Here is a 24796-nt window from a genome sequence, read left to right as displayed (position 1 = left end):
CCCTCCATGCCTGCGCCGGGTTTACGTCGCCATGGGTCCGGGGCTGGCTTTGGCCTCCGGATAGTGCCGGCGGAGCACGGACAAGCCGAGCGCCGCCCGCCGTACGCGCTCGCGTGCGGTCGCCACCGCCAGGTCGGCAAGGTGCGCTCCGGAGGGATACAGAGACGGCGCGTTCCGCACCGTGAACTTGAGGTGAACAGGAGCCGCCACGCGCACGAGGGCCGGTATCTCGTAATAACGCACCACGCCGCCGAAGTCGTCCGCGCCCTCCACATAGACGTCCAGAGGCGCGTCGACCGCCCCCCGGATCGCCGCTATCTGAGCAAGAGTGAGATCGATCGGCAGATTGATCGTGGTGACCCCGAGATCCTCAAGCACCCGTGCTGCCGCCGGATTGGCCGTCGGCATCGATACCGACGCCTTGATCCCCAGGTCCGGCGGCAGGTCGCCGGACTGCCGCATACGGCCCAGCACCCACAGCTGACCGATGTCTGCCACCAGGACGCTGCGCACGCCGAGGTCGCAGCCCCGGATGACGTCCTCGACCCCGTACGCCAACTGGTCGGCGCCGCGCAGCACCGCGGCTGCACCGCCACCCGCGGCGGACGTGGCCTGGATGCCGATGTCCCAGCCGCCGCGTGGTCCGACGAAGAGGCAGACCTCCACCTCGCGTTCGCGGCCGAGAGCCACCATCTGCTCGATCTCCGAATCGGCGAGGAGCATCATGCCACTGCCCTGGCTGATGCGATGTATCCGCATCCCGCGCCGCTCGGCCTCATCCATGACCGCCTGGAACGGCCCCGGGCCTTCGACCGACGGGATCTCCACCCGGTACTGCGCGCCGTCCGGGAATCGCTTGTCCGAGTCGGGAAGTTCCCCCAGGTCCCGCTCCGGCAGACCGAGTGCGGACAGCGACCGCCGTGACCTTTCCATGCCATCCATCCGGACCTTCCTTCGATCGATATTCCGAACCTTGTTCGGCATCGCTGCGCTTGGACGGTAGGCAGCCAATGACGAGCCGTCAACGGTCCGCGAAGGCACCCTGGGGCGGGCCTCCGGGGATCTCACATGTCACACCCCGCTTGCTCCGTCAGAGCGCCGAGCCAGCAGTCGCAAAAGTCAGCAACTCGGTGCCACCTCCAACTCGTCGGCGTCGTCGCAGCCCTCGTAGGTGAACGACCACACCCACATCCCGTCGCCCTCGCAGAACACGCCAATGAGCCGTCCGGTCATACCGACCGCGACCGCCGTCGAGAAGTTGCGCCCGTCCGCACAGCCGAATTCGACGATGCCCTCGAGCCCATTCACTCCCACGACCCGTTCGTCGGGGCCGAGTTCGGTGCTGAACACACGCCCGGTGACGCGGAGCACTCACGGTTCAAGGTTGACCTCGGGACCGGTGACGCGCCGGCCTGTCGCAGCGGGATGGGCGGCGCGGACACAACGGCGCGCCGCCCTGTCGCATTATGAGATCGTGCGTACTCACCTTTCGTACCAGCCCAAGGACGAGCGGCAGGCCGCGTCGCTCGCCTCCGCGCTCGCGCGGGCCGGTGCCGATGTCGTGCCCGACACCCACACCGACACGGCCGGGACCGACGCCACCGTCCTGCTATGGTCCTACGCCGCCGAGGCCGCCTGGGACGCCGCCCCGGCTGAAGACGAACGCCTCGTACCCGTCCGCCTCGACGACTGCCCCCTGCCACCCCCACTGAACCGACGGCCCCAGGTACGCCTGGCCGTCGGCGTGACGGACGCGGCAGCGGCCGCGATCGTGCGCCTCGCCCTGATCTCCACGCCCTCCGGCGACCAGCACCCCGTATCCGAACACCCTCCGGTCATCAGCGACTTCGGCCCCCTGGGCCAGTACGAGACGTGCCCGCGGTGCGGTGTAGGCAGTGACCGGTTGCGCCCCTACGTCACCGTCGACCACCACGATGACCGTGCCCTGCGCCTCGTCATCTGCGGTTCGTGCGGCTGGCAGGACCACGGCGATCTCTGACGAACCCACACCGGCCCAACCCGAGCCAGGCGGCCGGGGGTCCACAGGACCATACGGCAGCGGCGTCCGCACGAGGGGATACGCTCTCCTCCGGCTCCCCTCCCGGCGGAACCGTACTCTGGCCGACACACATCGACGGGCACATCAGCGCGGCGGCGACCGTCACCGCCGGAACCGCCTACGGCGCCGCCCCTCAGCCACGGGCAGTACGCGGGCACCCCGGACGGGACACTCCCCCTGCTGGACGAGAGCGTCACGAGCGCCGTGCCCGCCGCCGTACACGTACGTCACGCCGCAGGACTGGCCCGTCGGCGGCCATCCCCTCGGGGTGTGGGTCGCGGACCAGCGCCGCTGCTACGTGGCCGGCACGTTGGAGGCCGAGCGTGTGGCCGAGCTGGAGGCGCTGGGCTTGATGGCTTCGTAGGGGGAATCGGACACCACTTGTCGACCACAGGGCCGCGAAATGTCGATGAGCACTGACACCACTCCGGCGGGGACAGCCGACGTCCGCCGGCATTGACGGTGAATGTCGCAGCCGTTTGGGCGACGTCCGGCCTTTCCTAGAAGGTGCTCTGCGACGGTTCCCAGACCGAGCAGTCGTGCGCGAAGAGAACGCGTCGTGGGTCGAAGTCGGCGAGTCGCTCCAGCCAGTGCTGGTAGGCGGGTAACGGCTGCTCCACGCCGTGAACTGCCGCCTGGCGGGCCAGCTGGTCGGATGCGAAGTGGGAGGCGAAGTCGTGCGCCTGGCCGGCGAGGACTACCGTGCCGTCTCCTTGCCGGAGGACCAGCGACTGATGTCCTTGGGTGTGCCCTGGTGTCGGAATGATCCAGACTCCCGGCCAGACCTCGGCCTCACCGGCGAGTTCCTCATAGGACGCGGCGGGGAAATCGATCAGCTCGTCGAAGGTGTAGTCGCCGTTGCGTGCGGTCGCCAGCTCGATGTCCTGGACCAGGATGGGCTTGCCGCCCAGGAGAGGGTTCCCGCCGCAGTGGTCGAAGTGGAGGTGGCAGTTCGCGACGAGGGAGATGTCGTCAAGAGCGACTCCGGCCGCGGACAGGGCATCCTGCAGGTTTCGGCGTCGGGGACGGTAGTGGGCTTCGGTCTCGGGGTCCGCGTTGCCGATGCCTGTGTCGAAGAGGATCAGGCCGTGATCGTGTTGCACCAGGTATGCCAGCACAGGTTCGACCCGCGGTTGCGGGCCCCCGGTCTCCGACGCGGGCCGGATGAAGAATCCCAGATCGAGCCGACGCACCGACATGTTCTTCGCCATGCAGCCAGCCTCGCAGGTTTGGGTGTTCTGGTCGGCCAGTCTGCCGAGAGCAGAACCACGACCATCGGCTGCAAGGCGTGCGATTCACGTGCAGGGTTCAGCCTGCGGCGGAGTCCAGGGCAGCGGCGCGGGCCTGTGTGACGGCGAGGCGGCAGGATTCGGTGCCGGTCTGGATCTGGTTGCCGCTCACAGGGAGCGGCGGTGTGGGCGGGGGTGGGGTTCGCCCCACGACGGCTCCAGCAGAGGAACCGGCACGCCGAGGCCAGGTGTCCCGGGACCGAGCGAAACTGGGTAGCTGTTCGGACCCAGGTCTGCATACGTTCGGCCGCATGGCTGACGAGTGCTTCGCGCATCCACGACTCGCCGCGATCTACGATCCGCTCGACCCCGATCGCAGCGACCTCATTGCATATCTGCGGATGGCGGACGAGTTCGGGGCTCACCGAGTACTGGACATCGGTTGCGGCACAGGGGTGTTCGCCCTCCTCCTGGCCGGTCGCGGGATCGAGGTCGTAGGCGTGGATCCCGCCCAGGCATCCATCGACGTCGCCCGGACCAAACCGGGGAGTGGACGAGTCCGCTGGATCTGCGGTGATGCGACAAACCTTCCACCGCTGCAGGTTGACCTTGCAACGATGACAGCGAACGTCGCCCAGGCCATCGCCGACCCGCAGACGTGGCAGGAGACCCTACGAGGAGCCCACGGAGCACTGCGGCCCGGCGGGCGTCTGATCTTCGAGACGCGCGATCCGTCCAGACGTGCCTGGGAAGAGTGGACCCGGGAAAAGTCATACCGCGTGACCGAGATTCCAGGCGTCGGCGCCGTCGAGAGCTGGGTTCAACTGATTGAGGTGAGCATGCCTCTGGTGACGTTCCGCTGGACCTACAGGTTTGCAGCGGACGGACAGGTGCTGACATCGGATACGACGCTGCGCTATCGAGAGCGGGACGAAGTCGAGAAGGACTTGGACGCGCACGGATATGTGGTGGATGGCATTCGCGATGCGCCCGACCGTCCAGGAAGGGAGTTTGTCTTCCTGGCGCGACGTCCGTGACCTTCGGTGATCCTTGCGACTCACCCTGCGAGGACGCAGGACACCAGCCCGTCAGCCGACGACACCGAGCTCGTAACACGATCTCTCCTGCCACAGCGGCTGTGGTCCGGCTCGTACTTCGCCGGGTCGGTCGGCGGGGCTCCGCTGTCGATCGTGAAGCAGTACATCGAGCAGCAGAACCGGCCCGTCTGAGCTGAGGTAGACAGTGCGGACCCATGCGCACAGCGCGGGTCAGAGAACTTCTCAGAATCGCTTCACCACCGGGCTGAAGCCCGGTGCACTGCGAAGACCCGGTAGCCCGGGAGGCGTGCGAGTCCGTGGCGAGGTCGACCTGGTCGCCGCCCGTGCCTTCGTTCGCGCCGCTGCCGGCGGGCTTCAGCCTGGCTGCGGCCGTCCCGTGCGCAGTGCTGTGGGAGCGGCCCTCGGTGGTCCGTCGATGTGCTGCTGGGCGGGCTTGCGAGTTTCAGGCCGGTTCGCCCTCCATGCCGGGAAACCCAGGAACGCTGTCAGTTCCGGGCGGAGGCACAACCTGCCCTGTGATGTCGCCGTCCGGCCGTGCGGCATCGTCAGGCTTCACTCTCGGGATGGGTGAGGTTCGCTCCGGTCGCCGGGTCGAATACGTGCGCCTTGGCCATGTCGACGAGCAAGTCCACCGGTGCGCCCTCCCGGGCGCGCGTGGCAGCGTCCAGGCGGGCCACGATCTGCTGGACCTCCGCGCCGGTGTCGCGCAGACCGGAGTCAGCCGCCAGTTCCTCCAGTTCCGCGGTTGTCGCGGATCCGCCCTCTGCGGTGAAGTAGACGTATGCGTCGGAGCCCAGCGACTCCAGTACGTCCACGTTGGCGGTGAAGACGGGGCCGCCCCGGCTGGGTTGGGACGACAGGGCCGCGTCCTCGAAGGCCTCCGGCCGCAGGCCGACGATGACCTCGCGGGGTGCGTTCTGCCGTTCCAGTGCCTGCCTCGTTCGGTCATCGAGGGGCAGATCGCCCAAGGGCGAGTGCAGCAGGCCGCCCTCCAGGGTGGCGTTGAGGAAGTTCATCGCCGGTGAGCCGATGAAGCCCGCGACGAAGAGGTTGCGTGGGAGGTCGTAGAGCTGTGCGGGCGTGCCGATCTGCTGGACGAGGCCCTGCCGCATCACGACGACCCGGTCGCCGAGGGTCATCGCCTCGGTCTGGTCGTGGGTGACGTACACCGTGGTGGTGCCCAGGCGCCGTTGCAGGCGGGAGATCTGGGTGCGCATCTGCACCCGGAGTTTTGCGTCCAGGTTGGACAGGGGCTCGTCCATCAGGAACGCCTTGGGATCGCGGACGATCGCCCGGCCCATGGCCACCCGCTGACGCTGGCCACCGGAGAGGTTCGCGGGTTTGCGGTCCAGGTGCTCGGTGAGGTCGAGGATCCGGGCTGCCTCCTCGACCTTGGAGTTGACGGTGCCCTTGTCCACCTTCGCCAGCCGCAGCGGGAAGCCCATGTTCTCGCGCACGCTCATGTGCGGGTACAGGGCGTAGCTCTGGAACACCATGGCGACGTCGCGCTCCTTGGGAGCGAGCTGGTTGACGACCTGGTCACCGATGCGCAGGGTGCCTTCGGTGATGTCCTCGAGTCCGGCGATCATGTTCAGGGTGGTGGATTTGCCGCAGCCGGAAGGACCGACCAGGATCACGAACTCGCCGTCGGCGATGTCGAGATCCACGTCCTTCACGGCAAGGGATCCGTCGGGAAAACGCTTGGTGACTCCCTCAAGGGTGATCGCGGCCATGGTGCCTCCTCCTTGCCTTCATGCCTTCCGGATCCGGGTGTGGGGGTAGGGGTCCCGTACCGGCGGGCTGCCTTCCACGGCCGGCTCGGTCATCCCTTGACCGCCCCGGAGGTCAGTCCGGCGACGATCCGCCGCTGGAAGAGCAAAACGAAAATGACGATCGGAATGGTGATCACGACGGCGGCCGCTGCGATCGATCCGGTGGGCTGCTGGAACTGCGAACTTCCGGTGAAGAACGCGATCGCGGCGGGCACCGTGCGCGCCGCCTGCGTGGAGGTCAGCGAGATGGCGAACAGGAAGTCGTTCCAGCAGAAGATGAAGACGAGGATGGCTGTGGTGAACACGCCCGGCGCGGCCAGCGGCGCGATGACCAGCCGGAAGGCCTGCGCGGGCGTGGCCCCGTCCACCTTGGCGGCCTTCTCCAGGTCCCAGGGGATCTCCCGGAAGAACGCCGACAGGGTGTAGATCGCCAGCGGCAGGGAGAAGGTCATGTAGGGGATGATCAGCCCCACCCAGGTGTCGAAGATCCCCACGATGCGTTCGATGTTGAACAGCGGGGAGACGAGGGAGATCGGGGGGAACATGGCGATGAGCAGCGACATGCCGATGAGGAGCCGCTTGCCGGGGAACCGGAGCCTGGCCACCGCGTAGGCGGCCATGGTGCCCAGTACCACTGCGATGACCGTGGAGATCAGGGCGATGCCGATCGAGTTGATCAGTGCGCGGGTGAACTCGGAGGTCTTGAAGATGCCCCGGTAGTTCTCCCAGGTCCACTGCCGGGGGATGTAGTTGCCGTCGGTGAGCGTGCTGGGCGCCTTGAACGACAGCGCGGCGATCCACCACACCGGGAACAGGGCGTACAGCACCACCACCAGGTTGACGACACCCCAGCGGGTGGCGTGCGTTTTCCCCACTGCGGCCATCAGCGCTTCACCTCCGCGCCAGGTGCGGCCGCGCCGAAGAGCTTGACGAAGGTGAAGGCGATGATCCCGACGGCGATGAAGATCAGGACCGAGATCGTCGAACCAATGCCCAGGTTCAGCGCGGTGAACAGATTGTCGTAACCGAGGATGGACACGGAGCCTGTCTCGTGGGCGCCCGAGGTCAGGATGTAGATGTTGTCGAAGATCCGGAACGCGTCCAGCGTGCGGAAGAGCAGCGCCACCAGAATGGCCGGTTTCATCAGCGGCAGCACGACCTTGAAGAACCGCTGCCGGGCGGTGGCGCCGTCCACCATGGCCGCCTTGAGTGTTTCATCGGGGACCAGCGCGAGGCCCGCGAGCAGCAGGAGGGCCATGAACGGGGTCGTCTTCCACACCTCGGCGAGGATGATCAGCCACAGGGCTGACCACTGATGGGTCAACGGGGCCGATCCGCTGGGCAACAGGCTGGCGAGGTAACCGAGTTGCGGCGTCCAGGCGTACTGCCAGGAGAAGGCGGCGACGACGGTGACGATGCCGTAGGGGATGAGGACCGCGGTGCGTACGGAGCCGCGACCAAAGATCGTGCGGTGCATCACCAAGGCAAGCCCCATGCCGAGGACCAGTTCGATGGCCACGGACACGACGGTGATGAACAGCGTGACCCAGAAGGCCTGCCACCAGAACGTGGAGGACAGCACCGCACCGTAGTTGCTCAGACCCACGAACTTCGCCTGTGCCGGGAAGCGCAGGTCGTAGCGCTGCAGTGACAGGTAGATGGCGTATCCGATCGGGTACGCGGTCACGGCGAGCATGACGATCACGGCCGGCGCGCACAGCAGCCAGCCGAGCCTTCGTTCCTGCCTGGCGCCGGCCGACAGTGCCGCCCGGTCCTGCCTGGCCTGTTTGGCATCGGGGGGCGGCGGGGCTCCGGCCGGTTCGGCCTGCATGCTCATCGGGGACCGCCGCAGGGTGAGGCCGGCACGTGGGCGCGTCGGCCAAGGGGGTGGTGGTTCACGGGATCACTCCCTTGGATTGCAGAGCAGCGTCGATCTGGTCCCTGATGGTGCGGACCGAACTCACGGGCTTGATAGCGGAGGGCGGGGACAGGGTGTGGGAGACGGCGATCGACACGTTCTGGTAGGCGGGGGTGAGCGGGCGCACGCTCGCCGACTGCAGGGAAGTCAGCACGTCCTTGGCGAATGGATACGCCTTGATGAACGGCGGCTCGTCGTACAGGCCACGCAGGGTGGGCGGCAGACCGCCCACGAGCGCGGCGGTGAGCTGGTTCTCCCTGTTGCGCAGACACAGGGCGGCCTCGAAGGCCAGTTGCGGGTGGCGCGTGTAGGTACTCACGGCGAGGTCGATTCCGCCGATGGTCGGACGTGCCGGGCGGTTCGCGTCGACCCTGGGGTACAGCGCCCAGCGGAAGTTCTTGAACAGTGCCGGATTGTTGGCCTTCATCGACGGATAGACGAACGGATAGTTGAGCTCGAATGCGGCACTCCCGGACTCCATGGCGAGACGGTTCTGGTCCTCCATCTGGTTGGACAGGGAGGGGTCCGCGGCCACGGAGCGCGCCAGGTTGCGCATGATCGTGGCGGCCCGCACGGCGGGCGCGCCCAGGGAGGGCTTTGTCGCCGTCGGGTTGAGGATGGAGCCGCCCGCGCTGTTGATCAGCGTGTTGAACCAGACGGTCAGTCCCTCGTACTGAGCACCCTGGATTTCCACATAGTGCGGCTTGCCCTGGCGGGCGAGGTTGCGGGCCATGTCCAGCATCTCGGCCCAGGTCTTGGGCGGGGTCGGCACCAGGTCTTTGCGGTACCACAGGAGCTGGGTGTTGGTGTTGTACGGGACGGCGTACAGCTTGTTCTTCCAGGTCGAGGTCTGCAGCGGTACCCGCAGGGTGCCCTCGGTGGCCTGCTGCTTCGCCGCGCCGGTCCACTCGCGGATCCAGCGCGCCTCGGCGAACTCCGCTGCCCAGGTGACGTCCAGGCCAAGGATGTCCAGGGTGTTGTCGTGGGCCGCGAGCCGGCGGACAAGTTGCTGGCGCTGGCCGTCGGCGGCACGGGGGAGCTTGTTGTAGCTGATCTTGTAGCGGCCGTGGGACGCCTGGCTGCACCGATCGGCTGCCTTCTGCAGCGCGCCGGAGTCGTCGGGGAAGTTGTACCAGTTCAAGGTGGGCCGGCCGGACCCCTCCCCGCTGCCGCACGCGGCGAGCGTCGACGCCAGCAGGGGCAGCACGGCGAGCATCCGCAGCCGTCGCATCCTCCCCCTGGGGCGCCTCCGGGCCGGAAGGGGCCGCAAGCCGGGCCTCGCGTCCACGCGCTCCACACCTCGCCTTCGGGCCGGTGACCACGGAGGTTGGATTCCGTGGCCTTTATCCACCCAACGAACGCTAAACGCTACATAGAGCGACGACAAGTACATATACGGGCAAATGGCTTACGTCTCGCCTTTTTGGTCTACAACCGGCCCATCGTTGACACCTGCAGCCACCGATCACCGGGGAGACCAACGGGCGGAATGCACCACTGCGCCGCGCGACCGAGAGGCCGTGCCATACCTGGCCGCCCTACACCGAGTCGGGCCAGTCGTTGCAGGGTGCAGAAGGCGTGCGCGGCAGAGACGAGGGTGACGTGGTGGTGCCAGCCGCTCCAGGTGCGGCCCTCGAAGTGGGCCAGTCCCAGGGCCTGTTTCATCTCCCGGTAGTCGTGCTCGATGCGCCAGCGGAGTTTGGCCAGGCGGACCAGTGTGGTCAAGGGCATGCCCGAGGGCAGGTCGGACAGCCAGTACTGCACCGGCTCGCTCTCGCTGGCGGGCCATTCGGCCAGCAGCCAGCTCAGCGTCTCCCCCGCTCTGGGACAGGCGGAGCGGAGGCGTAAACGGGCCCGGATCATGCGTCCCGGCTCCCCGTGCTTTCGCGCCGGACCAGTTCGGGGCCGGCGAGCGTGGGCTCGGGCGCCTGGAAGTCGGATTCCAGCTGACCGCGCAGGAGCCCGAAGGCGGACCGGCCCAGCCCCTGGAAGTCCAGGCGCACCGTGGTGAGCGCGGGTGTGATGAACTGCGAGTGGGGGGCGTCGTCGAAGCCGATGACGCTGACATCCCCGGGGACGGACCGGCCGGCGTGGTGCAGGGCGCGCAGGACGCCCAGGGCCAGGTCGTCGTTTCCGCACAGGATCGCGGTGACGCCAGGATCACGGGCGAGCTTGCGGCCGGCGTCGTAACCGGCCTGGGCGTCCCAGCCCTTGCCGGTGGGAGGCGGAGGAGTGACACCTGAGGCCACCAGGGCCTGCCGCCAACCCTCGGCGCGGGGTGCCGCTGAGCGCCGCGAGCCGGTGGACGCGGGAATCGCCACATAGTGGACGGTTTCGTGTCCGAGGTGAAGCAGGTACTCGGTGGCGGTACGGGACGCCGTACGGTCGTCGACCCACACCGCCGGACGCGGGGGTGTACGGCCCGGCGGCGGGGCTTCGACAGCCGCGGCGCAGGGCACGTTGGACGGGACCCGGTCCAGGGTCGCCGCGCCGAGCCGATCGAATCCGATCACCACGAGCCCGCCACCGGCCGCGGCCGCGGTGGTGATCGTACGGTCCAGGTCGTCCTGCGGGGTCAGGACTCGGACGCCGACGGAGTAGCCCGCGGCGCGGGCGGCCTCCTCCAGGCCTTGCAGGGTGGCTGCGTAACCGTAGAGGACGGTGTTGGACGTCAGAACCGTGACCGTCTTCGTGACGCCGCTGGCCAGCGCGAATGCGGTGGCGTTGCGCCGGAAGCCGAGGGCCTCGATGGCCTCCTCGACCCGGCGGCGGGTCTCCTCCTTCACGTTCGGGTGGTCGTTGATGACCCTCGAAACGGTCTGGTAGGAGACGCCGGCCGCCTGGGCGACATCGCGGATACTGGCGGGCTTCTGCTGGCTCCCCTGCGGATCAGCAGGGCCGCCGGAGCTTGTGTGACCGGTCACAACCATGCGAGGATTGTGAGCGGTCACAACACGGTCGTCAAGAGGTTGCAACCACGGCGTTACCACTCCGCCACAGAAACGGCCCATCAGCCGGTAATGCCCAGAACCCGGAAAACAACCCTCTACCTGCGCAATTCATCTGAAACGACCCACGTGAACCACAGAGAAGATCAGTTGCCCAGAATGGAAAACGCGTTGACAGCTTCCGCCGAGACCGCCCAGGAGTCCTTGCTGTGGAGCGATGAAACCCTCGGGTTGCGCGTCGTGGCGGACCCTTCCGGGGCGGTCAGACTCACCGACGACGGCCGCCCATGGGACTGCCTCGTCCCCCTCGTCGAGGTCGTCCTCACCGGGCACGGACGAACCTGGTCGGGAGAACGCTTCATCGACACGACCGTCGGCAGCCGCCTGGTCCTGCGCGGCCACACGACGGTCCAGGACCGGCAGTGGCGGCGCACCACGATCCGCCTCACGGACCCGGACACCGGTCTCGCCGCCGACGTCACCCTCAGCACCGTTCCGGGAGAGGGCTTCGTGCGCTCACAGGTCCGTCTGGTCAACGAGGGCGACGCCCCCCTGCACCTGGAGGGCATATCCACCCTCACGCTCGGCGGCATCACCGACGGGGAGAAGGGCCTCGACGACCTGATTCTGCACTGGGCGGACAACGGCTGGCTCGCCGAATGCCGCTGGCGCCAGGCCGCGTTCCGGGACCAGGTCGTCCCACTGAGCAGGACCGCCCACGGCCATGAAGGCCGGGGCTGCTTCGAGCGCTCCTCCCAGGGCAGCTGGTCGACCGGCCGGCACCTCCCCCTCGGCGCCCTCACCGACGGCGTGGGGGGCGCCTGGCTCTGGCAGATCGAGTCCAGCGCCGGCTGGCGCTACGAGACCGGGGAACGCGAGGGAGCTGCCTACCTCGCCCTGTTCGGACCGAGCGACGCCCACCACCAGTGGCGGCAGACGCTGGCCCCAGGAGCCGAGTTCACCACCGTGCCCGCCGTGCTCGTCCACACCGAGAGCGGCGGCCTGGACGCGGCATTCGGTGAACTCACCGCCTACCGCCGCCACATCCGCCGCAACCACCCGGATCACACGGCGCTTCCCGTGATCTACAACGACTACATGAACACCCTGATGGGCGACCCCACCACCGACAAGCTCCTGCCGCTCGTCGAGGCGGCCGGGGCCGCCGGAGCCGAGGTCTTCGTCATCGACGCCGGCTGGTACGACGACGCGCAGGGCTGGTGGGACGCGGTGGGCGCCTGGGAACCCGCCGGGCGGCGCTTTCCCGGCGGAATCCAGGAAGTCCTCGACGCCATCCGACGCCACGGCATGACGCCCGGCCTGTGGCTGGAGCCCGAAGTCGTCGGCGTACGCAGCCCGTTGGTCCGGACCCTGCCCGACGAGGCGTTCTTCCGGCGGGGCGGGGTCCGGCTGACCGAGCACGGCCGCCACCACCTCGACCTGCGCCACCCGGCCGCCCGGGCTCACCTCGACCGGGTCGTCGACCGCATCGTCGGCGAATGGGGCGTGGGTTACCTCAAACTCGACTACAACATCAACGCAGGGCCCGGCACCGAGAACGGCTCGGAGAGTGCCGGCGCCGGCCTGCTGGGGCATCATCGCGCCCACCTCGACTGGCTCACTTCGCTCCTGGACAGGTATCCCGGCCTGGTGCTGGAGAACTGCGGCTCGGGCGGGTTGCGCATGGACTACGCACAGCTGGCCGTGACCCAGTTGCAGTCCACCAGCGACCAGCAGGACCCGTTGCGGTACCCGCCCATCTCGGCGGCGGCCGCCACTGCCGTGGCACCCGAACAGGCCGCCGTGTGGGCCTACCCGCAACCGCACTTCGACCTCGACGAGATCGCCTTCACGATGACCACCGCCCTGCTGGGCCGGGTGCACCTCTCCGGTTTCCTGGACCGTATGGACGAGGAGCAGCTCGCCCTCGTGCGCTCGGGCATCGATCTGTACAAGCGCATCAGGCCGGAGATCGCTGCCGCCCGTCCATTCTGGCCGCTGAGCCTGCCCGGCTGGGAGGACTCCTGGCTCGCCCACGGACTGCGCGGGGAGTCCACGACGTATCTCGCGCTGTGGCGACGCGACGTTGTCAACGACGAGACCGCTGCGCAGAAGGCCGACTCCGGCGTCCGTGATATCCGCATCCCCCACCTGCGGGGCAGCCGCCTGCACCCGCAGGTGCTCTATCCGACCGACGCGGGCGCCACGGCGACCTGGGACGCGATCGACGGAACCCTCACCGTGTCCCTACCCCGCGTCAACACCGCCGTCCTGCTGTATCTCGACCACACGGAACAGTGAGCCCTCCAGCAAGGGTGGCACCAATATCGTTGTCAACTTGCGCCGATCTTTCACCCTGTTGCAGGTCGCAAGGTGACGGACAAGGGAAGAGGCGCATGCCCATGGGATCCACCATCGTCCAACGCCCGTGCATAGCCGTCCTCGGGCTGTGTGAGGCCGACGGTGCCATCGCGAGCGACCTGGCCGACGCGGGCGCGGTTCCCTCCGGCTGGGTCCGGTTCCGGACGTGGGGAGGCCACTCGCCGAGTCCGGAACCGGGGCCACGGGACCGGTCAGCGGTAGGCCGCCTGACCGGTGAGGGCCTGGCCGATGACCAGGGTGTGGATCTCGCTGGTGCCCTCGTAAGTCAGCACCGACTCCAGATTGTTGGCGTGACGCAGCGGCGGGTACTCCGAGGAGATGCCGCTGGCCCCGAGGACCGTACGGCACTCGCGGGCGATGGCGAGGGCCTCACGGACGTTGTGGATCCGCGCATCTCGCTCCTCCCGCTCGGCGATCACACACCTGGGTGTTATGTCCAGTATGGCAGCACTCGGGAAGCTCCGAACCCGACTCCATCTCTTCGGTGACGTGACCTCCGGCGAAGATCAGCAGGCGGCTGCGACGGCGTCGGTGCGCAGGGGCGCCCCGGTGCGGGCGGCGATGGCTTCGACGGTGACCCCGGGTGCCGTCTCGACGAGCGCGAGGCCGTCCGGGGTGACGTCGAGGACGCCGAGGTCGGTGATGATGCGGTGGACGCAGCATTCGCCGGTGAGTGGCAGGGTGCATTCGGTGAGGATCTTCGGTGAGCCGTCCTTGGCGGTGTGTTCCATCAGGACGATGACGCGGCGGGCGCCGTGGACGAGGTCCATGGCGCCGCCCATGCCCTTGACCATTTTGCCGGGGATCATCCAGTTGGCCAGGTCGCCGACTGCGGAGACCTGCATGGCTCCGAGGACGGCGGTGTCGATGTGGCCGCCGCGGATCATGCCGAAGGACAGGGCGGAGTCGAAGAAGCTCGCCCCGGGCAGGACGGTGACGGTCTCCTTGCCCGCGTTGATCAGGTCGGGGTCCACCTCGTCCTCGGTGGGGTAGGGGCCGGTGCCGAGGATGCCGTTCTCTGAGTGCAGCACCACGTGGACACCGGGGGGGGAGGTGGCCCGGGATGAGGGTGGGCAGGCCGATGCCGAGGTTGACGTAGGAGCCGTCGGTGAGTTCGGCGGCGGCGCGCGCGGCCATCTGCTCGCGGGTCCAGCCCGGCGCGGTACGGACATCGTGGCTCATGCGCGGACGGTCCCTCGTGTCGAAGACGCGGAAATCAAAAGGTGTTCGATGTGCTTGTCGGCCGCCTCGGCCGGGGTCAGTTCGACGATCCGCTGGACGAAGACTCCCGGCAGGTGCACGGCGTCGGGGCTCAACTCTCCCGGCTCGACGAGTTCTTCGACCTCGGCGAGGGTGATGCGGCCGGCCATGGCGGCGAGGGGGTTGAAGTTGGCGGCGGCCCTGCGGAAGACCAGGTTGCCGTGACGGTCGCCGCGCCAGGCCCGCACGAGGGCGAAGTCGGTGGTGATGCCGTGCTCCAGGACGTGCGGCCGACCGTGGAAGGTGCGGGTCTCCTTGGGCGGGGAGGCGACGGCGACCGTGCCGTCGGGGGCGTGGCGCCAGGGCAGGCCGCCGTTGGCCACCTGGGTGCCCACGCCCGCGGGGGTGTAGAAGGCGGGGATGCCCGCTCCCCCGGCGCGCAGCCGCTCGGCAAGAGTGCCCTGCGGCACCAGCTCCACCTCCAGTTCGCCGGACAGGTACTGGCGGGCGAACTCCTTGTTCTCGCCCACATAGCTGCCCGTGACGCGGGCGATCCGGCCGTCGCCCAGCAGGACGCCCAGTCCGCGCCCGTCCACCCCGCAGTTGTTCGAGACGACCTCCAGGCCGGTGGCGCCCTGGGTGTGGAGGGCTTGGATGAGCACCTCGGGGATGCCGCTGAGGCCGAACCCGCCGACGGCGAGGGACGCTCCGTCGGGGATGTCGGCGACCGCCTGGGCGGCGCTCGAACAGACCTTGTCCATGGGTGAGAGGGCCTTTCTGCTGCTAGTGCCGTACGGCGTCCGAGATCGGCTTCGCGCCGCCGTGCGCGGTGAGACCGCCGTCGACCGGGATCTCGGCTCCGGTGATGAAGGACGACTCGTCGGAGAGGAGGAAGGTGACGAGCGGGGTGACGTCGTCGACGGTCCCGGTGCGCCCGAGGGGCGTGCCGGCGAGGTTGGCCTCGCGGAAGGCGGGGGCGGCGGAGGCGGTCATCTCCGTCTCGATGTAACCGGGGTGGATGGTGTTCACGCGGATGCCGCGCGGCCCCAGTTCCATGGCGGCGGTGGCCGACAGACCGCGCAGCGCCCACTTGCTGGCGGTGTAGGCGACCGGGTAGTGGGCGGTCAGTGCCGCCGAGGAGCCGACGTTCACGATCGACGCCCCGGGGCGCATCAGCGGCGCCAGGTGCTGGATGCCCAGGAGCGGCCCGGTGACGTTGACCGCGTGGACGCGGGCCATGTCCTCGGGGCGTACGGCGTCGATGCGGGCGCGCCAGGTGATGCCGGCGTTGTTGACCAGGCCGTGCACCTGGCCGTACGCCTCCCCCAGTTCGGCGGCGAGCTCGGCCCAGTCCTTCTCGCTGGTGACGTCGAGTCGGCGGCAGCCAGGTGCCTCGGTCACATCGGTGGCGATGACCCGGGCGCCTTCGCGGGTGAGCGCCGCGGCCTCGGCGCCGCCCTGGCCGCGGGCGGCGCCGGTGACCACGACGACCTTGCCGAGCAGCCTCTTGGGGTGGAGGTCGGTCATGGCCGCTCCCGGGAGCGGCGTCGGCCGGTCGGCAGCGGGACCGGGGCGGCTCCGGCGACGACTGTGTTGGAGACGCTGCCGATGCCTTCGACGGTGAGCGTGACCGTGTCACCAGGCTTCAGCGGGGGCGGGTCCTGTCTGCCGAGTACGCCCCACAGCTCGGCGAGGCAGCCGCCGTTGCCGCAGGTGCCGGAGCCCAGGACGTCGCCGGGGCGGACGACGGTGCCGCGGGAGGCGTAGGCGACCATCTCCTCGAAGGTCCAGCTCATGTTGGACAGCAGGTCCTCACCAACGACCTCGTCGTTGATCGAGGCGGTGAGCGCGAGGCGTAGGAAGCCGTCCTCGTCTCGGTACTTCTCGAGTTCGTCGGTGGTGACCAGGTACGGGCCGAGGGTGGTGGCGGTGTCCTTGCCCTTGCAGGGGCCGAGGCCCACCCTCATCTCGGCGGACTGCAGATCGCGGGCGGACCAGTCGTTGAAGATCGTGTAGCCGACGATGTGGTCGCGGGCCTGCTCGGGGGTGAGGTCGCGGCCCTCGGTGCCGATCACGGCGGCGACCTCGAGCTCGAAGTCGAGCACGGTCGAGCCGGGGGGCATCGGGATGTCGTCGTGCGGGCCGTACACCGCGTAGGGGTTGGTGAAGTAGAAGGTCGGGGCCGCGTACCACTGCTCTGGCACTCCGGCGGCGCCGTCCACCGACCGTCGTACGCCTTCGACGTGCTCCTCGAAGGTGACGAAGTCCCGCACGGTGGGCGGCTGGAGCGGCGGCAGCAGCCGTACCTCGGAGACATGGGGGCCGGCCGGGACGTCCAGCGTGGCGGAGCCGGCCTCCAGCAGCTCGGGCAGGCCGCCGCCCTCGGCGAGCAGGCTGGTCAGGGAGCCGACACCGGGGAGAGGGTGGAGCGTGCCGTCCTCTTCGACGACGGCCACGTGGCGTCGGTTGCGGTACTCGTACGCGGCGAAAGGCATGGGGGTTTCCTGTCGGCTGTCGGCGTGCGGGGCGGGCGCGAAGACCGGGGACGCGGCCTGGGAGTCAGGGCAGTTGACAGGGCCACCGCGCCCCCGGGGACTGAGAGCTTCGCCGGTCAGACCGGCGGGGCGACGAACACGCCGCGGTCGACGTCGTTGAAGGATTCCTTGGTGACCAGTTCGTTCATGGGGTTGGCGGTGCCCCACTGGTCGGTGACCTCGGGCTGGGAGAAGTCGTAGACGTGGGGATGCCAGGTGTCCTCGTCCAGCAGTTCCAGCTCCGTCGTGTACTCGACGGTGTTGCCGTGCGGGTCGAGGAAGTAGGTGAAGGTGTTGTCGCCCGCCATGTGCCGGCCCGGCCCCCAGATCTTCTTGAAGCCGGCGCGGATCACCCGGCCTGAGCCGCGCATGTACTCGTCGATGCCGCGCATCTCGAAGGAGATGTGGTGCAGCGAGGTGTGCGGGCCCTTGGCGATGGCCATGGAGTGGTGCTGGTTGCTGATGCGCATGAAGTGCATGACGTCGCCGATGTGCGGATGGCCGAGGGTGTCGGACAGTCGGAAGCCGAGGTGCTCCTCGTACCAGGCCTTGGTCTTGTCCAGGTCCGGGGAGTTGAGGACGACGTGCGACAGCTTGACCGGGATCGATTCCTTCTCCTCGATCCTGCGGTGCTGCCGCACCTCGACGTCGGCGGAGACCTCGATGGTGCGGCCGTCGACGTCGAAGAAGCGGAAGCCGTACCCTCCGCCGGGAGTGTCGACCTTGCCCGGCTGGGAAATCAACTGCACACCGCCCGCGAGGAGTTGTTCGGCGAGGGTGTCCACGTCGGCGGCGCTCGCGGCACCGTAGGAGACGAGGTCGAGGCGCTTCCCCTCGGCCTTGCGCAGTCGGATGACGTACTGCTCCGGGGAGCCCTCGGCGGCCAGGAAGGAGATGCCGGAGTCCTCGGCGACCTGGGTCAGGCCCCAGACGCCGGAGTAGAAGTCGAGCTGCTTGTCGTAGTCGGGCACGGCGAGGTCGACGTGCCGCAGGTGGGTGAGCAGCCGGTTGGTCATGTGGGGGGCCTCCTCAGGCGAGGTTGAGAAGTGCGGCGGCGTTTGCGCCGCGGATGGCGTGGAAGTCGGGGTCGGGCAGCCGGGCGGCGCGCAGGGCGGCGACCGGATCGTCATTGCCCATGTCGAAGGCGTAGTCGGAGCCGAGCAGCACTCGGTCCGCGCCCGCCACCCGGACCAGCTCCCGCAGCACGTGCGGGTCATGGACAAGGGAATCGAAGTACAGCCGCTTGAGGTAGCTGCTGGGCAGATGGGCGCAGCCTGCCCCCGCGTCCGGACGGGCCGACCACGCGTGGTCGGAGCGACCGATGTGAGTGGGCAGGTAGCCACCGCCATGGGCGGCGATCAGCTTCAGCCCCGGGTGCCGGTCCAGCACGCCGGAGAAGATCAGGTGCGACAGCGCGACCGCGTTCTCCACCGGCTGGCCCACGACATTGGACAGGTACCAGCGGTCAAGGCGCTCGTCGAGCGTGCAGCCGAAGGGGTGCAGGAAGAGGACGGCGCCCGTCTCCTCCACGCGGGTCCAGAAGGGTTCGTACGCCGGGTCGGACAGCTCGCGGCCGGGGGCATGGCTGGAGATCTCCACCCCCAGCAGACCTTGTTCCAGGGCATGTTCGAGGGCGAGCACGGCCAGCTCGGGATGCTGCAGGGGGACGAGGCCGAGACCGTGCAGCCGTTCGGGCGCCTGGGCACAGTGGGCGGCCGTCGCCTCGTTGGCGCGCCGGAAGACCTTCTCGGCCGTCTCCTCGTCCGCCCAGTAGTGGTAGTGCGAGGGGGAAGGACTGACCAGCTGCACGTCCACGCCCTGCGCATCCATGGCGGCCAGCCGCGCGGTGACGTCGATCATCCTCGGGGCCCGCTCGCGGACCATGGGGCCGCTGACGGCGAGGGCGTCGCGGCCGTTGCGGCGGGCATCGAGGGCCCGTGCCTCGGCCAGCCCCGGCAGGTCCGCCACCAGCGCGTCGACCTCCGGCAGCAGGACGTGCGCGTGCACGTCCACGGTGCGCGCCGTCACGGCAGCTCCTTCAGGGAGTTCATCGTGCGAGCGATCAGCCCGGGCACATCCGCGTCCCGAACGCCGTCCAGCGCCCACTGACCCAACTGCACGGACGCCTCGACCACCCTCCGCACCCGCGGGATGCGGCGCTCGTAGTAGCTCTGGAGCAGCTCGCCGTCCCAGTCCCGTCCGCTGGTGAGCAACTCGGCGAGCACCAGGGCGTCCTCCAGAGACATCGCAGCCCCCTGCGCCAAGGTAGGCGGACAGCAGTGGGCGGCGTCACCGATCAGCACCACCCGGCCACGGTGCCAGGAGCCCTCCACCAACAGCCGGTCGAACCACGTGTAATTGACCTTCCCGGGGTCGGTGATGTGCCGGGTGATCTCCGGCCAGGCTCCGCCATAGGCCTGCGCCAGGCGGCGCATTTCGTCGGCATAGGTGGCCGGGTCGATGGAAGCGCGGTCGCGGCACCCTTCGACGACGAACGCGTAGATGGTGTTCTCGCTGGTGGGGGTGTAGCCGGCGATATAGGCCGGGCCGCCGTAGGCGAGGTCGCTGCGTTCGACGCCCTCGGGGCGAGGGGCGGCGATGCGCCAGATGGCCATGCCGGTCGGCTCGGGTTTGTCGGCGATGCCGATCGCGGCGCGGGTGGCGGAGTTGAGGCCGTCGGCGCCGATCACCAGGTCGTAACGGCCTTCGGTGCCGTCGCTGAAGCGCGCGGACACACCGTCGGTGTCCTGCTTCAGGGCCTCGGCGGTGGTACCGAGACGGACGGTGGCGCCGGAGGCGCGGACCGCGTCGATGAGGATCTGCTGTAGCTGGGGGCGCTGCATGCCGAGGGTGGCGGGCAGGTCGTCGCCACCTGTCCTGATGTCCTCGGCGACGTGCAGCACGGTGCCGTCCGGGGTGGTGATGCCCAGCGTGCTGAAGGGGAAGCCGGAGGCGCTCACCCGGTCCCAGACCCCCAGTTCGCGCAGGACGCGCAAGGCGTTGCCCTGGAGGGTGATGCCGGAGCCGGTGGTGGCGTTCCAGTCGGGCTTGGCCTCGACGAGGTCGACGGTGATGCCGGCGCGGCGCAGCAGAATGGTCACGGCGTTGCCGGCGGCGCCGCCGCCGATGACCAGGACTCTGCGTGTGGGGCTGTGTGCCATGTCGGGATCCTCCCGAGGTCGGGCCGCGCGGCTTCGGGCGGCGGGGTGCGGCTCGCCCGCCACGGTGGGCGGGGCCAGGGGTTTTGATGAGTCACCCGTCGGCGGGGTGGAGCGGGTGGGGCCGGATGCGCCGCTGCTGTCCGGGGAGGACGCATCCGGCCGGTTCTGCGGGCTACTTCACGGCGATGGGGTTGACCGGTGAGCCGACAGCTCCGGTGATCGGCAGGGGTGCGGCGGTGAGCCAGAACTCGTACACGCCGTCGTCCGCGCAGTCGGCCGCGAGGTCGTCGAGGTCCCACATCTCGCCGACCAGCAGGCCGATGTTCGGGATGACGACCTGGTGCAAGGGCTGGAAAGCGTGGTCGAACTCGTTGGGCCGTACCTCGAAGCCCCAAGTGTCGGTGGCGATCGCGGCGATCTCCGTGCGGTGCAGCCAGCCGGCTGTGGTGAAGGAGAGGCCGGGCGCGGGTCCGCCGGCGTAGTCGCCCCAGCCGTCCCGTCTGGCGCGGGTGAGCTGACCAGTCCGTACGAGGACGATGTCGCCGCGTCCCACGCTCACGCCGTGGGCTTCCGCGGTCGCGGTCAGGTGCTCCTCGGTGATGGCGAAGGCGTCGGGCAACTCACCGCCGACACCGACTACTTGGCCTACATCCAGCAGCACGCCTCGCCCCGCGACGTACGGTGCCATGTGCTCGATGCCGGTGACGAGGTCGCCGTCTGAGGTGACGACCTTCTCCGCCGGCCGCCCGTTCCACGCCTTGCCGTGGTCGAAGATGTGGCCGAGCCCGTCCCACTGGGTGGAGCACTGCAACGGCATCGCGATGACGTCGTCGGCGCCTCCGATCCCGTGCGGGAAGCCCTGGTTGCCGAGGGCCGCGTCGGTGCCGGTGTCGAGCATGGTGTGCACGGGGTTGGTGCGCCGACGCCAGCCCTTCTGCGGACCGTTCATGTCGAACCGCTGGGACAGCGAGAAGCTCACGCCCCGGCGCACGAGTGCCGCGCCCTCGCGCCGCTTGGCCTCGGTGAGGAAGTTGAGGGTGCCGATGACGTCGTCCTCACCCCAACGCCCCCAGTTGGAGCACCTCTTGGCGGCTTCGATGATCGCGCCCTCGGGATCCGTACGGTCGATCATGCGCCAGCCTCCTCGGCGACACAGCGAGTGCGCTGGACGCCCAGCCCCGTGATCGAGCCCTCCATGACATCGCCGTCCCGCAGCAGCCGCCCCCAGTGGATGCCGTTGCCGGCCGGCGACCCGGTCAGCACCAGGTCGCCGGGGAGGAGTCGGGCCGTCTGGGAGATGTATGACACCAGGCGGGCGACTCCGAAGAGCATGTCCTTGGTCGACTCGTCCTGCATCGTGTCGCCGTTCAGCTTCAGCGTGACCCGCAGATCACCGGGGTCCGCGATCGATCCGGCGGGCACGATCCACGGGCCCAGCGGCGTGAAGCCCGGCGCGTTCTTGCTGCGCAGCCAGTCGGTGCCGATGGCCTTCATGTCCCGGCGGAAGACCGTGGCCCGGTCGGTGAGGTCGTTGGCGATCGTGTACCCGGCGACGTACTCCACCGCCTCCTCCACGGACACCCGGTAGGCGGGCTTGGCGATGACGGCCGCCAGCTCCAGCTCCCAATCCGGCTGTTCGGCCCAGGCGGGGAGAACGACATCGTCGTACGGGCCCGCGATCGTGCTGGGCAGGCCGATGAAGACGTACGGCAGGTCCTCCGCCGCCCGCCGGTCCATCACCGCCGCGATCTCGGCACGCGCCTCCTCGACCGTGCGCGGATCGTCGGGCGAGCGGTGGGCGACCTCCAGGTCGATCACGTGCTGGCGGTAGTTGGCGCCGGACTGGAAGATCTGCCGGGGCTCGACCGGGGCGTGCACCCGCAGACCGTCGAGGGGCTGCCAGGGCAGGGTTTCCTCGCCCGCGAGGACGTGCACAACCGGGAGAGCCTCCTCCCACCGCTCCAGCACGGAACGCACATCGGCCGGCTCCCAGGCCAGAGCCTGGCTCAGGTCCAGCACCCTGCCCCGGACCACCAGGGCGGGGAACGGGTTCCCGTCCTGGAAGGAGAGCGTGCCGAGTGCGAACGGGCCGGCGGGTTGCGCGAGTGTTGCCATGAGATTTCCTCCCGCTGAGTTGCGGTCTACTGTGACCTGGAACCGCAGATCGCGGAAATGAATCCTGTGGATGACGCACATCCACGGCATGGATATCTGACTCCTTCCAGGTGGTGCCCGGTGAACCTGTCCCGACTCGACCTCAACCTGGTCGTTGCCCTCCGCGCGCTGCTGGAGGAACGCAACGTCACCCGGGCCGGCGAGCGCATCGGGCTCAGCCAGCCCGCGATGAGCGCGGCGCTGTCCCGGCTGCGGCGCCACTTCGACGACGAATTGCTCTCGCGGACGGGCAACACCTACGAACTGACCCCGCTCGGCGCCGCCCTGCGCGACCGCAGCGCCACCGCCTGCGACCTGCTGGAGCGGGTCTTCACCAGCCAGGCCGACTTCGATCCGGGGGCCGAGACCCGCGAGTTCACCCTGCTCGCCTCGGACTACGGCGCGGCCGTGTTCGGGGCCGTCCTCGCCCGCGCCCTGCACCAGGAAGCACCGGGAATCCGGCTCACCTTCCAGCACCCGGCGCCCTCCGTCGTGGAGAACACCGCGACCGTTCTGAGCACCGTCGACGGCCTGCTGATGCCGCACGGCGTCATCGACGGTCTGCCCGCGGTCGACCTCTTCAGCGACCGCTGGCTCTGCCTGCTCGCCGATGACCACCCCGAGGTCGGCAATGAGCTCACCCTCGACCATCTGGCCCGGCTGCCCTGGGCCGTCTACCAACGCCCCTACGACGCCCCGGCCGCCCGCCAGCTCAGCATGATAGGCATCAGCCCCCGGGTCGAAGTCTCCGTGCAGACCTTCCAGCTGCTGCCCCACATGGTCGAGGGCACGAACCGGATCGCGATGATCCAGGAACGCCTGGCCCGCACAGCGGTACGGTCCGCCGCGGTACGCGTCCTGCCCTGCCCGTTCGAGGCCGTACCGGTGCGGGAGGCGATGTGGTGGCACCCCGTGCACACCCAGGACGCGGCCCACATCTGGCTGCGTCAGAAGGCGGCGGAGGTGGGGGCGACGCTGACGGGCAACGGCGACGTCATCGACAGACGCGAGGATGTGTCCCGCTGACACGGCTGTCCACGATGTACTCCAAAGCCGCGTCCGGAGCACATCGTGGCGGCCCGACCCTGGCGAAGCGTATGTCCGTCAGGCCGTCTGCTCCGGCAACGGCCGGGCGTCGACGGCACCGACGCGACGGCGGCCCGCGAAGAGACCCGCCGCGAGGAGGGCGGCAGCAAGCCCCAGCACGGCCACCGCACCGGCCAGACTACCGACCGCGGATTCCACGGCCAGCAGGACGAGCGGGCAGACGAACTCACCGCCGAAGAAGGCCGCCATGAACAGCCCCGTGCCCCGGCCGCGGTCCTCGAACGCCAGGCGTGACATGGTGCTCGTGAGGAGGGCGGGCAGCAGCATGCCCGTGCCCGCGCAGTTGATCACGGCCCCTGCTACCAGCAGCGGGGCGTTGCCCGCCAGGAACATCACCCCGAAGCCGGCCGCACATAGCGCGAGGACCGCGGGCAGCATCGCGTCCGGCGAACGCCTCAGCCGGCTGAAGGCGACGGCTCCGCCCACGGTCGCGGCGCTCGACACGGCGGTGGCCAGGCCGATCACACCGGAGTTCTTCACGCCGAGGTCGTCGAGCAGGTACGACATTTCCACCGGGACGGTGTAGAAGACCATCGCCCCGAAGAAGGTGAGGGCGCAGATTCCCCGTAGCTGCCGCCACGGGAAGACGCGGCGGTTGTCGGCCGCCGCGGTCCCAAGCTCGTCCACGGTCGCGCCGGGCGCGGGGTTGGGCAGAACGGTGGCCATCAGCGGGGCGAGCACCAGGCTCACGGCGTACACCCAGAAGGGCGCCCGCCAGCCCGCCGACCCGGCGGCCCCGCCGATCACGAAGAAGGCGGTGGCCGACGCCGAGGCGCACATGGTCTGCAGGGCGAGGTACTTCACCCGCCGGTGCCCGGTGTAGTAGTCCCCGATCAGCGTGGTGCAGCAGGTCATGATCGCGGCCTCGGCGACACCGACCAGTGCGCGGCTGGCGATGATGGCGCCCAGGGACGCCAGATAGAGCGGGGCCGTGCCGAACACGGCGTACAGAAGCGTCGCCACGATCAGCAGGCGCTTGCGGCCCAGCCGGTCGACGATCACCCCGGCGAACGGCGCCAGCAGCGCCAGCGCCAGCGCCGGGGCGGTCAACGCGAGAGGAACCAGCGCCTTCGCCCCGGGGGTCGACTCGAAGTAGTCCTGCATCTTCGGCAGCACCGGTGCGATCAGCACCGCCCCGAGAATCGGCATACAGCTGCCCGCCATCAGCAGGGTCAGGCGCAGCAGATGGGCCGGGCCCGAGACGGCGACGGGCGACGACGCGACGTCGTCGCCCGCGGTGGCGGACGGCTGGACGGAACCGGGCATGGCGACTC

At 69.3% G+C, this 24796-nt stretch carries 22 protein-coding genes and 4 pseudogenes; 6 read left to right on the top strand and 20 right to left on the bottom strand.

The annotated features are described in order from the left end of the window. Positions 1-21: 21 nt before the first annotated feature. Both ABZZ74_RS22060 and ABZZ74_RS22055 read right to left on the bottom strand, forming a co-directional pair. The gene (locus ABZZ74_RS22060; RefSeq protein WP_356767362.1) at positions 22-984 is read right to left on the bottom strand and encodes a U32 family peptidase; all 963 of its coding nucleotides are present in this window, start codon (positions 982-984) and stop codon (positions 22-24) included. 135 nt (positions 985-1119) lie between these two features. Continuing rightward, entirely contained in the window at positions 1120-1371 is a 252-nt protein-coding gene (locus ABZZ74_RS22055; RefSeq protein ID WP_356767360.1) for a hypothetical protein, read from the bottom strand. Between the two features lie 103 nt (positions 1372-1474). Between ABZZ74_RS22055 and ABZZ74_RS22050 the strand changes: the two genes are divergently transcribed. Both ABZZ74_RS22050 and ABZZ74_RS22045 read left to right on the top strand, forming a co-directional pair. Next, positions 1475-1999, top strand: a complete 525-nt coding sequence (locus tag ABZZ74_RS22050) for a hypothetical protein (RefSeq protein ID WP_356767358.1) — start codon at positions 1475-1477, stop codon at positions 1997-1999. Further along, positions 1935-2423, top strand: a complete 489-nt coding sequence (locus ABZZ74_RS22045) for a helicase associated domain-containing protein (RefSeq protein WP_356767356.1) — start codon at positions 1935-1937, stop codon at positions 2421-2423. The genes ABZZ74_RS22050 and ABZZ74_RS22045 overlap by 65 nt, the downstream gene beginning before the upstream one ends. Before the next feature lie 136 nt (positions 2424-2559). On the opposite strand, the gene ABZZ74_RS22040 is transcribed toward ABZZ74_RS22045, so the two are convergent. After that, positions 2560-3270 carry an N-acyl homoserine lactonase family protein gene (locus ABZZ74_RS22040; protein ID WP_356767354.1) on the bottom strand — a complete coding sequence of 237 codons (711 nt, stop codon included), beginning with the start codon at positions 3268-3270 and terminating at the stop codon, positions 2560-2562. A 329-nt stretch (positions 3271-3599) separates the two neighbouring features. On the opposite strand from ABZZ74_RS22040, the gene ABZZ74_RS22035 reads away from it, so the two are divergent. Further along, positions 3600-4325, top strand: a complete 726-nt coding sequence (locus ABZZ74_RS22035) for a class I SAM-dependent methyltransferase (protein WP_356767352.1) — start codon at positions 3600-3602, stop codon at positions 4323-4325. Positions 4326-4406: 81 nt separating this feature from the next. Continuing rightward, a pseudogene (locus ABZZ74_RS22030) lies at positions 4407-4517 on the top strand (transposase); the annotation flags it as partial. Positions 4518-4891: 374 nt separating this feature from the next. On the opposite strand, the gene ugpC reads toward ABZZ74_RS22030, so the two are convergent. From ugpC to ABZZ74_RS22000, 6 genes and pseudogenes are all read right to left on the bottom strand, one after another. Continuing rightward, entirely contained in the window at positions 4892-6079 is a 1188-nt protein-coding gene (gene ugpC, locus ABZZ74_RS22025) for a sn-glycerol-3-phosphate ABC transporter ATP-binding protein UgpC (protein ID WP_356767350.1), read from the bottom strand. Between the two features lie 89 nt (positions 6080-6168). Then, positions 6169-7002 carry a carbohydrate ABC transporter permease gene (locus tag ABZZ74_RS22020; RefSeq protein ID WP_356767348.1) on the bottom strand — a complete coding sequence of 278 codons (834 nt, stop codon included), beginning with the start codon at positions 7000-7002 and terminating at the stop codon, positions 6169-6171. Then, positions 7002-7949 (bottom strand): sugar ABC transporter permease, encoded by a 948-nt coding sequence (locus ABZZ74_RS22015; protein WP_356767398.1) that lies wholly within the window; start codon positions 7947-7949, stop codon positions 7002-7004. Before ABZZ74_RS22015 ends, ABZZ74_RS22020 begins: the two co-directional genes overlap by 1 nt. A gap of 64 nt (positions 7950-8013) precedes the next feature. Then, positions 8014-9267, bottom strand: coding sequence for an ABC transporter substrate-binding protein (locus ABZZ74_RS22010; protein ID WP_356767346.1), 1254 nt, complete (start codon positions 9265-9267; stop codon positions 8014-8016). A 197-nt stretch (positions 9268-9464) separates the two neighbouring features. Then, positions 9465-9794: pseudogene (locus tag ABZZ74_RS22005) on the bottom strand (transposase); the annotation flags it as partial. Between the two features lie 101 nt (positions 9795-9895). Beyond that, complete coding sequence (locus tag ABZZ74_RS22000) at positions 9896-10966, bottom strand: LacI family DNA-binding transcriptional regulator (RefSeq protein ID WP_356767344.1); 1071 nt, start codon at positions 10964-10966, stop codon at positions 9896-9898. 177 nt (positions 10967-11143) lie between these two features. On the opposite strand from ABZZ74_RS22000, the gene ABZZ74_RS21995 reads away from it, so the two are divergent. Further along, positions 11144-13285 (top strand): glycoside hydrolase family 36 protein, encoded by a 2142-nt coding sequence (locus ABZZ74_RS21995; RefSeq protein WP_356767396.1) that lies wholly within the window; start codon positions 11144-11146, stop codon positions 13283-13285. Positions 13286-13557: 272 nt separating this feature from the next. Here the strand turns inward: ABZZ74_RS21995 and ABZZ74_RS21990 are convergent. The 10 genes and pseudogenes from ABZZ74_RS21990 to ABZZ74_RS21945 all read right to left on the bottom strand — a co-directional run. After that, positions 13558-13755: pseudogene (locus tag ABZZ74_RS21990) on the bottom strand (acyl-CoA dehydrogenase family protein); the annotation flags it as partial. Positions 13756-13872: 117 nt separating this feature from the next. Further along, positions 13873-14548, bottom strand: a pseudogene (locus ABZZ74_RS21985) (CoA transferase subunit B). After that, positions 14545-15327, bottom strand: coding sequence for a CoA transferase subunit A (locus tag ABZZ74_RS21980; protein ID WP_356767342.1), 783 nt, complete (start codon positions 15325-15327; stop codon positions 14545-14547). Before ABZZ74_RS21980 ends, ABZZ74_RS21985 begins: the two are co-directional and overlap by 4 nt. A 22-nt stretch (positions 15328-15349) precedes the next feature. Next, positions 15350-16093 carry an SDR family oxidoreductase gene (locus tag ABZZ74_RS21975; protein WP_356767340.1) on the bottom strand — a complete coding sequence of 248 codons (744 nt, stop codon included), beginning with the start codon at positions 16091-16093 and terminating at the stop codon, positions 15350-15352. Next, positions 16090-17061, bottom strand: coding sequence for a fumarylacetoacetate hydrolase family protein (locus tag ABZZ74_RS21970; protein ID WP_356767338.1), 972 nt, complete (start codon positions 17059-17061; stop codon positions 16090-16092). Before ABZZ74_RS21970 ends, ABZZ74_RS21975 begins: the two co-directional genes overlap by 4 nt. A 116-nt stretch (positions 17062-17177) precedes the next feature. Continuing rightward, positions 17178-18116 (bottom strand): VOC family protein, encoded by a 939-nt coding sequence (locus tag ABZZ74_RS21965; RefSeq protein WP_356767336.1) that lies wholly within the window; start codon positions 18114-18116, stop codon positions 17178-17180. 13 nt (positions 18117-18129) lie between these two features. Beyond that, positions 18130-19128 carry an amidohydrolase family protein gene (locus ABZZ74_RS21960; RefSeq protein ID WP_356767334.1) on the bottom strand — a complete coding sequence of 333 codons (999 nt, stop codon included), beginning with the start codon at positions 19126-19128 and terminating at the stop codon, positions 18130-18132. Next, positions 19125-20261 (bottom strand): FAD-dependent oxidoreductase, encoded by a 1137-nt coding sequence (locus ABZZ74_RS21955; RefSeq protein WP_356767332.1) that lies wholly within the window; start codon positions 20259-20261, stop codon positions 19125-19127. The genes ABZZ74_RS21960 and ABZZ74_RS21955 overlap by 4 nt, the downstream gene beginning before the upstream one ends. 172 nt (positions 20262-20433) lie before the next feature. Continuing rightward, positions 20434-21393 (bottom strand): cyclase family protein, encoded by a 960-nt coding sequence (locus ABZZ74_RS21950; RefSeq protein ID WP_356767330.1) that lies wholly within the window; start codon positions 21391-21393, stop codon positions 20434-20436. Further along, positions 21390-22376 (bottom strand): fumarylacetoacetate hydrolase family protein, encoded by a 987-nt coding sequence (locus tag ABZZ74_RS21945; RefSeq protein ID WP_356767328.1) that lies wholly within the window; start codon positions 22374-22376, stop codon positions 21390-21392. Before ABZZ74_RS21945 ends, ABZZ74_RS21950 begins: the two co-directional genes overlap by 4 nt. 120 nt (positions 22377-22496) lie before the next feature. Between ABZZ74_RS21945 and ABZZ74_RS21940 the strand changes: the two genes are divergently transcribed. After that, positions 22497-23441 (top strand): LysR family transcriptional regulator, encoded by a 945-nt coding sequence (locus ABZZ74_RS21940; RefSeq protein ID WP_356767326.1) that lies wholly within the window; start codon positions 22497-22499, stop codon positions 23439-23441. Positions 23442-23519: 78 nt separating this feature from the next. Here ABZZ74_RS21940 and ABZZ74_RS21935 read toward each other — a convergent pair whose 3' ends face one another. Beyond that, the gene (locus ABZZ74_RS21935; RefSeq protein WP_356767324.1) at positions 23520-24788 is read right to left on the bottom strand and encodes an MFS transporter; all 1269 of its coding nucleotides are present in this window, start codon (positions 24786-24788) and stop codon (positions 23520-23522) included. Between the last annotated feature and the right edge of the window lie 8 nt (positions 24789-24796).

The organism is Streptomyces sp. NPDC006476 (assembly GCF_040612015.1).
GTDB lineage: Bacteria > Actinomycetota > Actinomycetes > Streptomycetales > Streptomycetaceae > Streptomyces > Streptomyces griseorubiginosus_B.
This window is presented reverse-complemented; position numbering and strand designations above follow the sequence as displayed.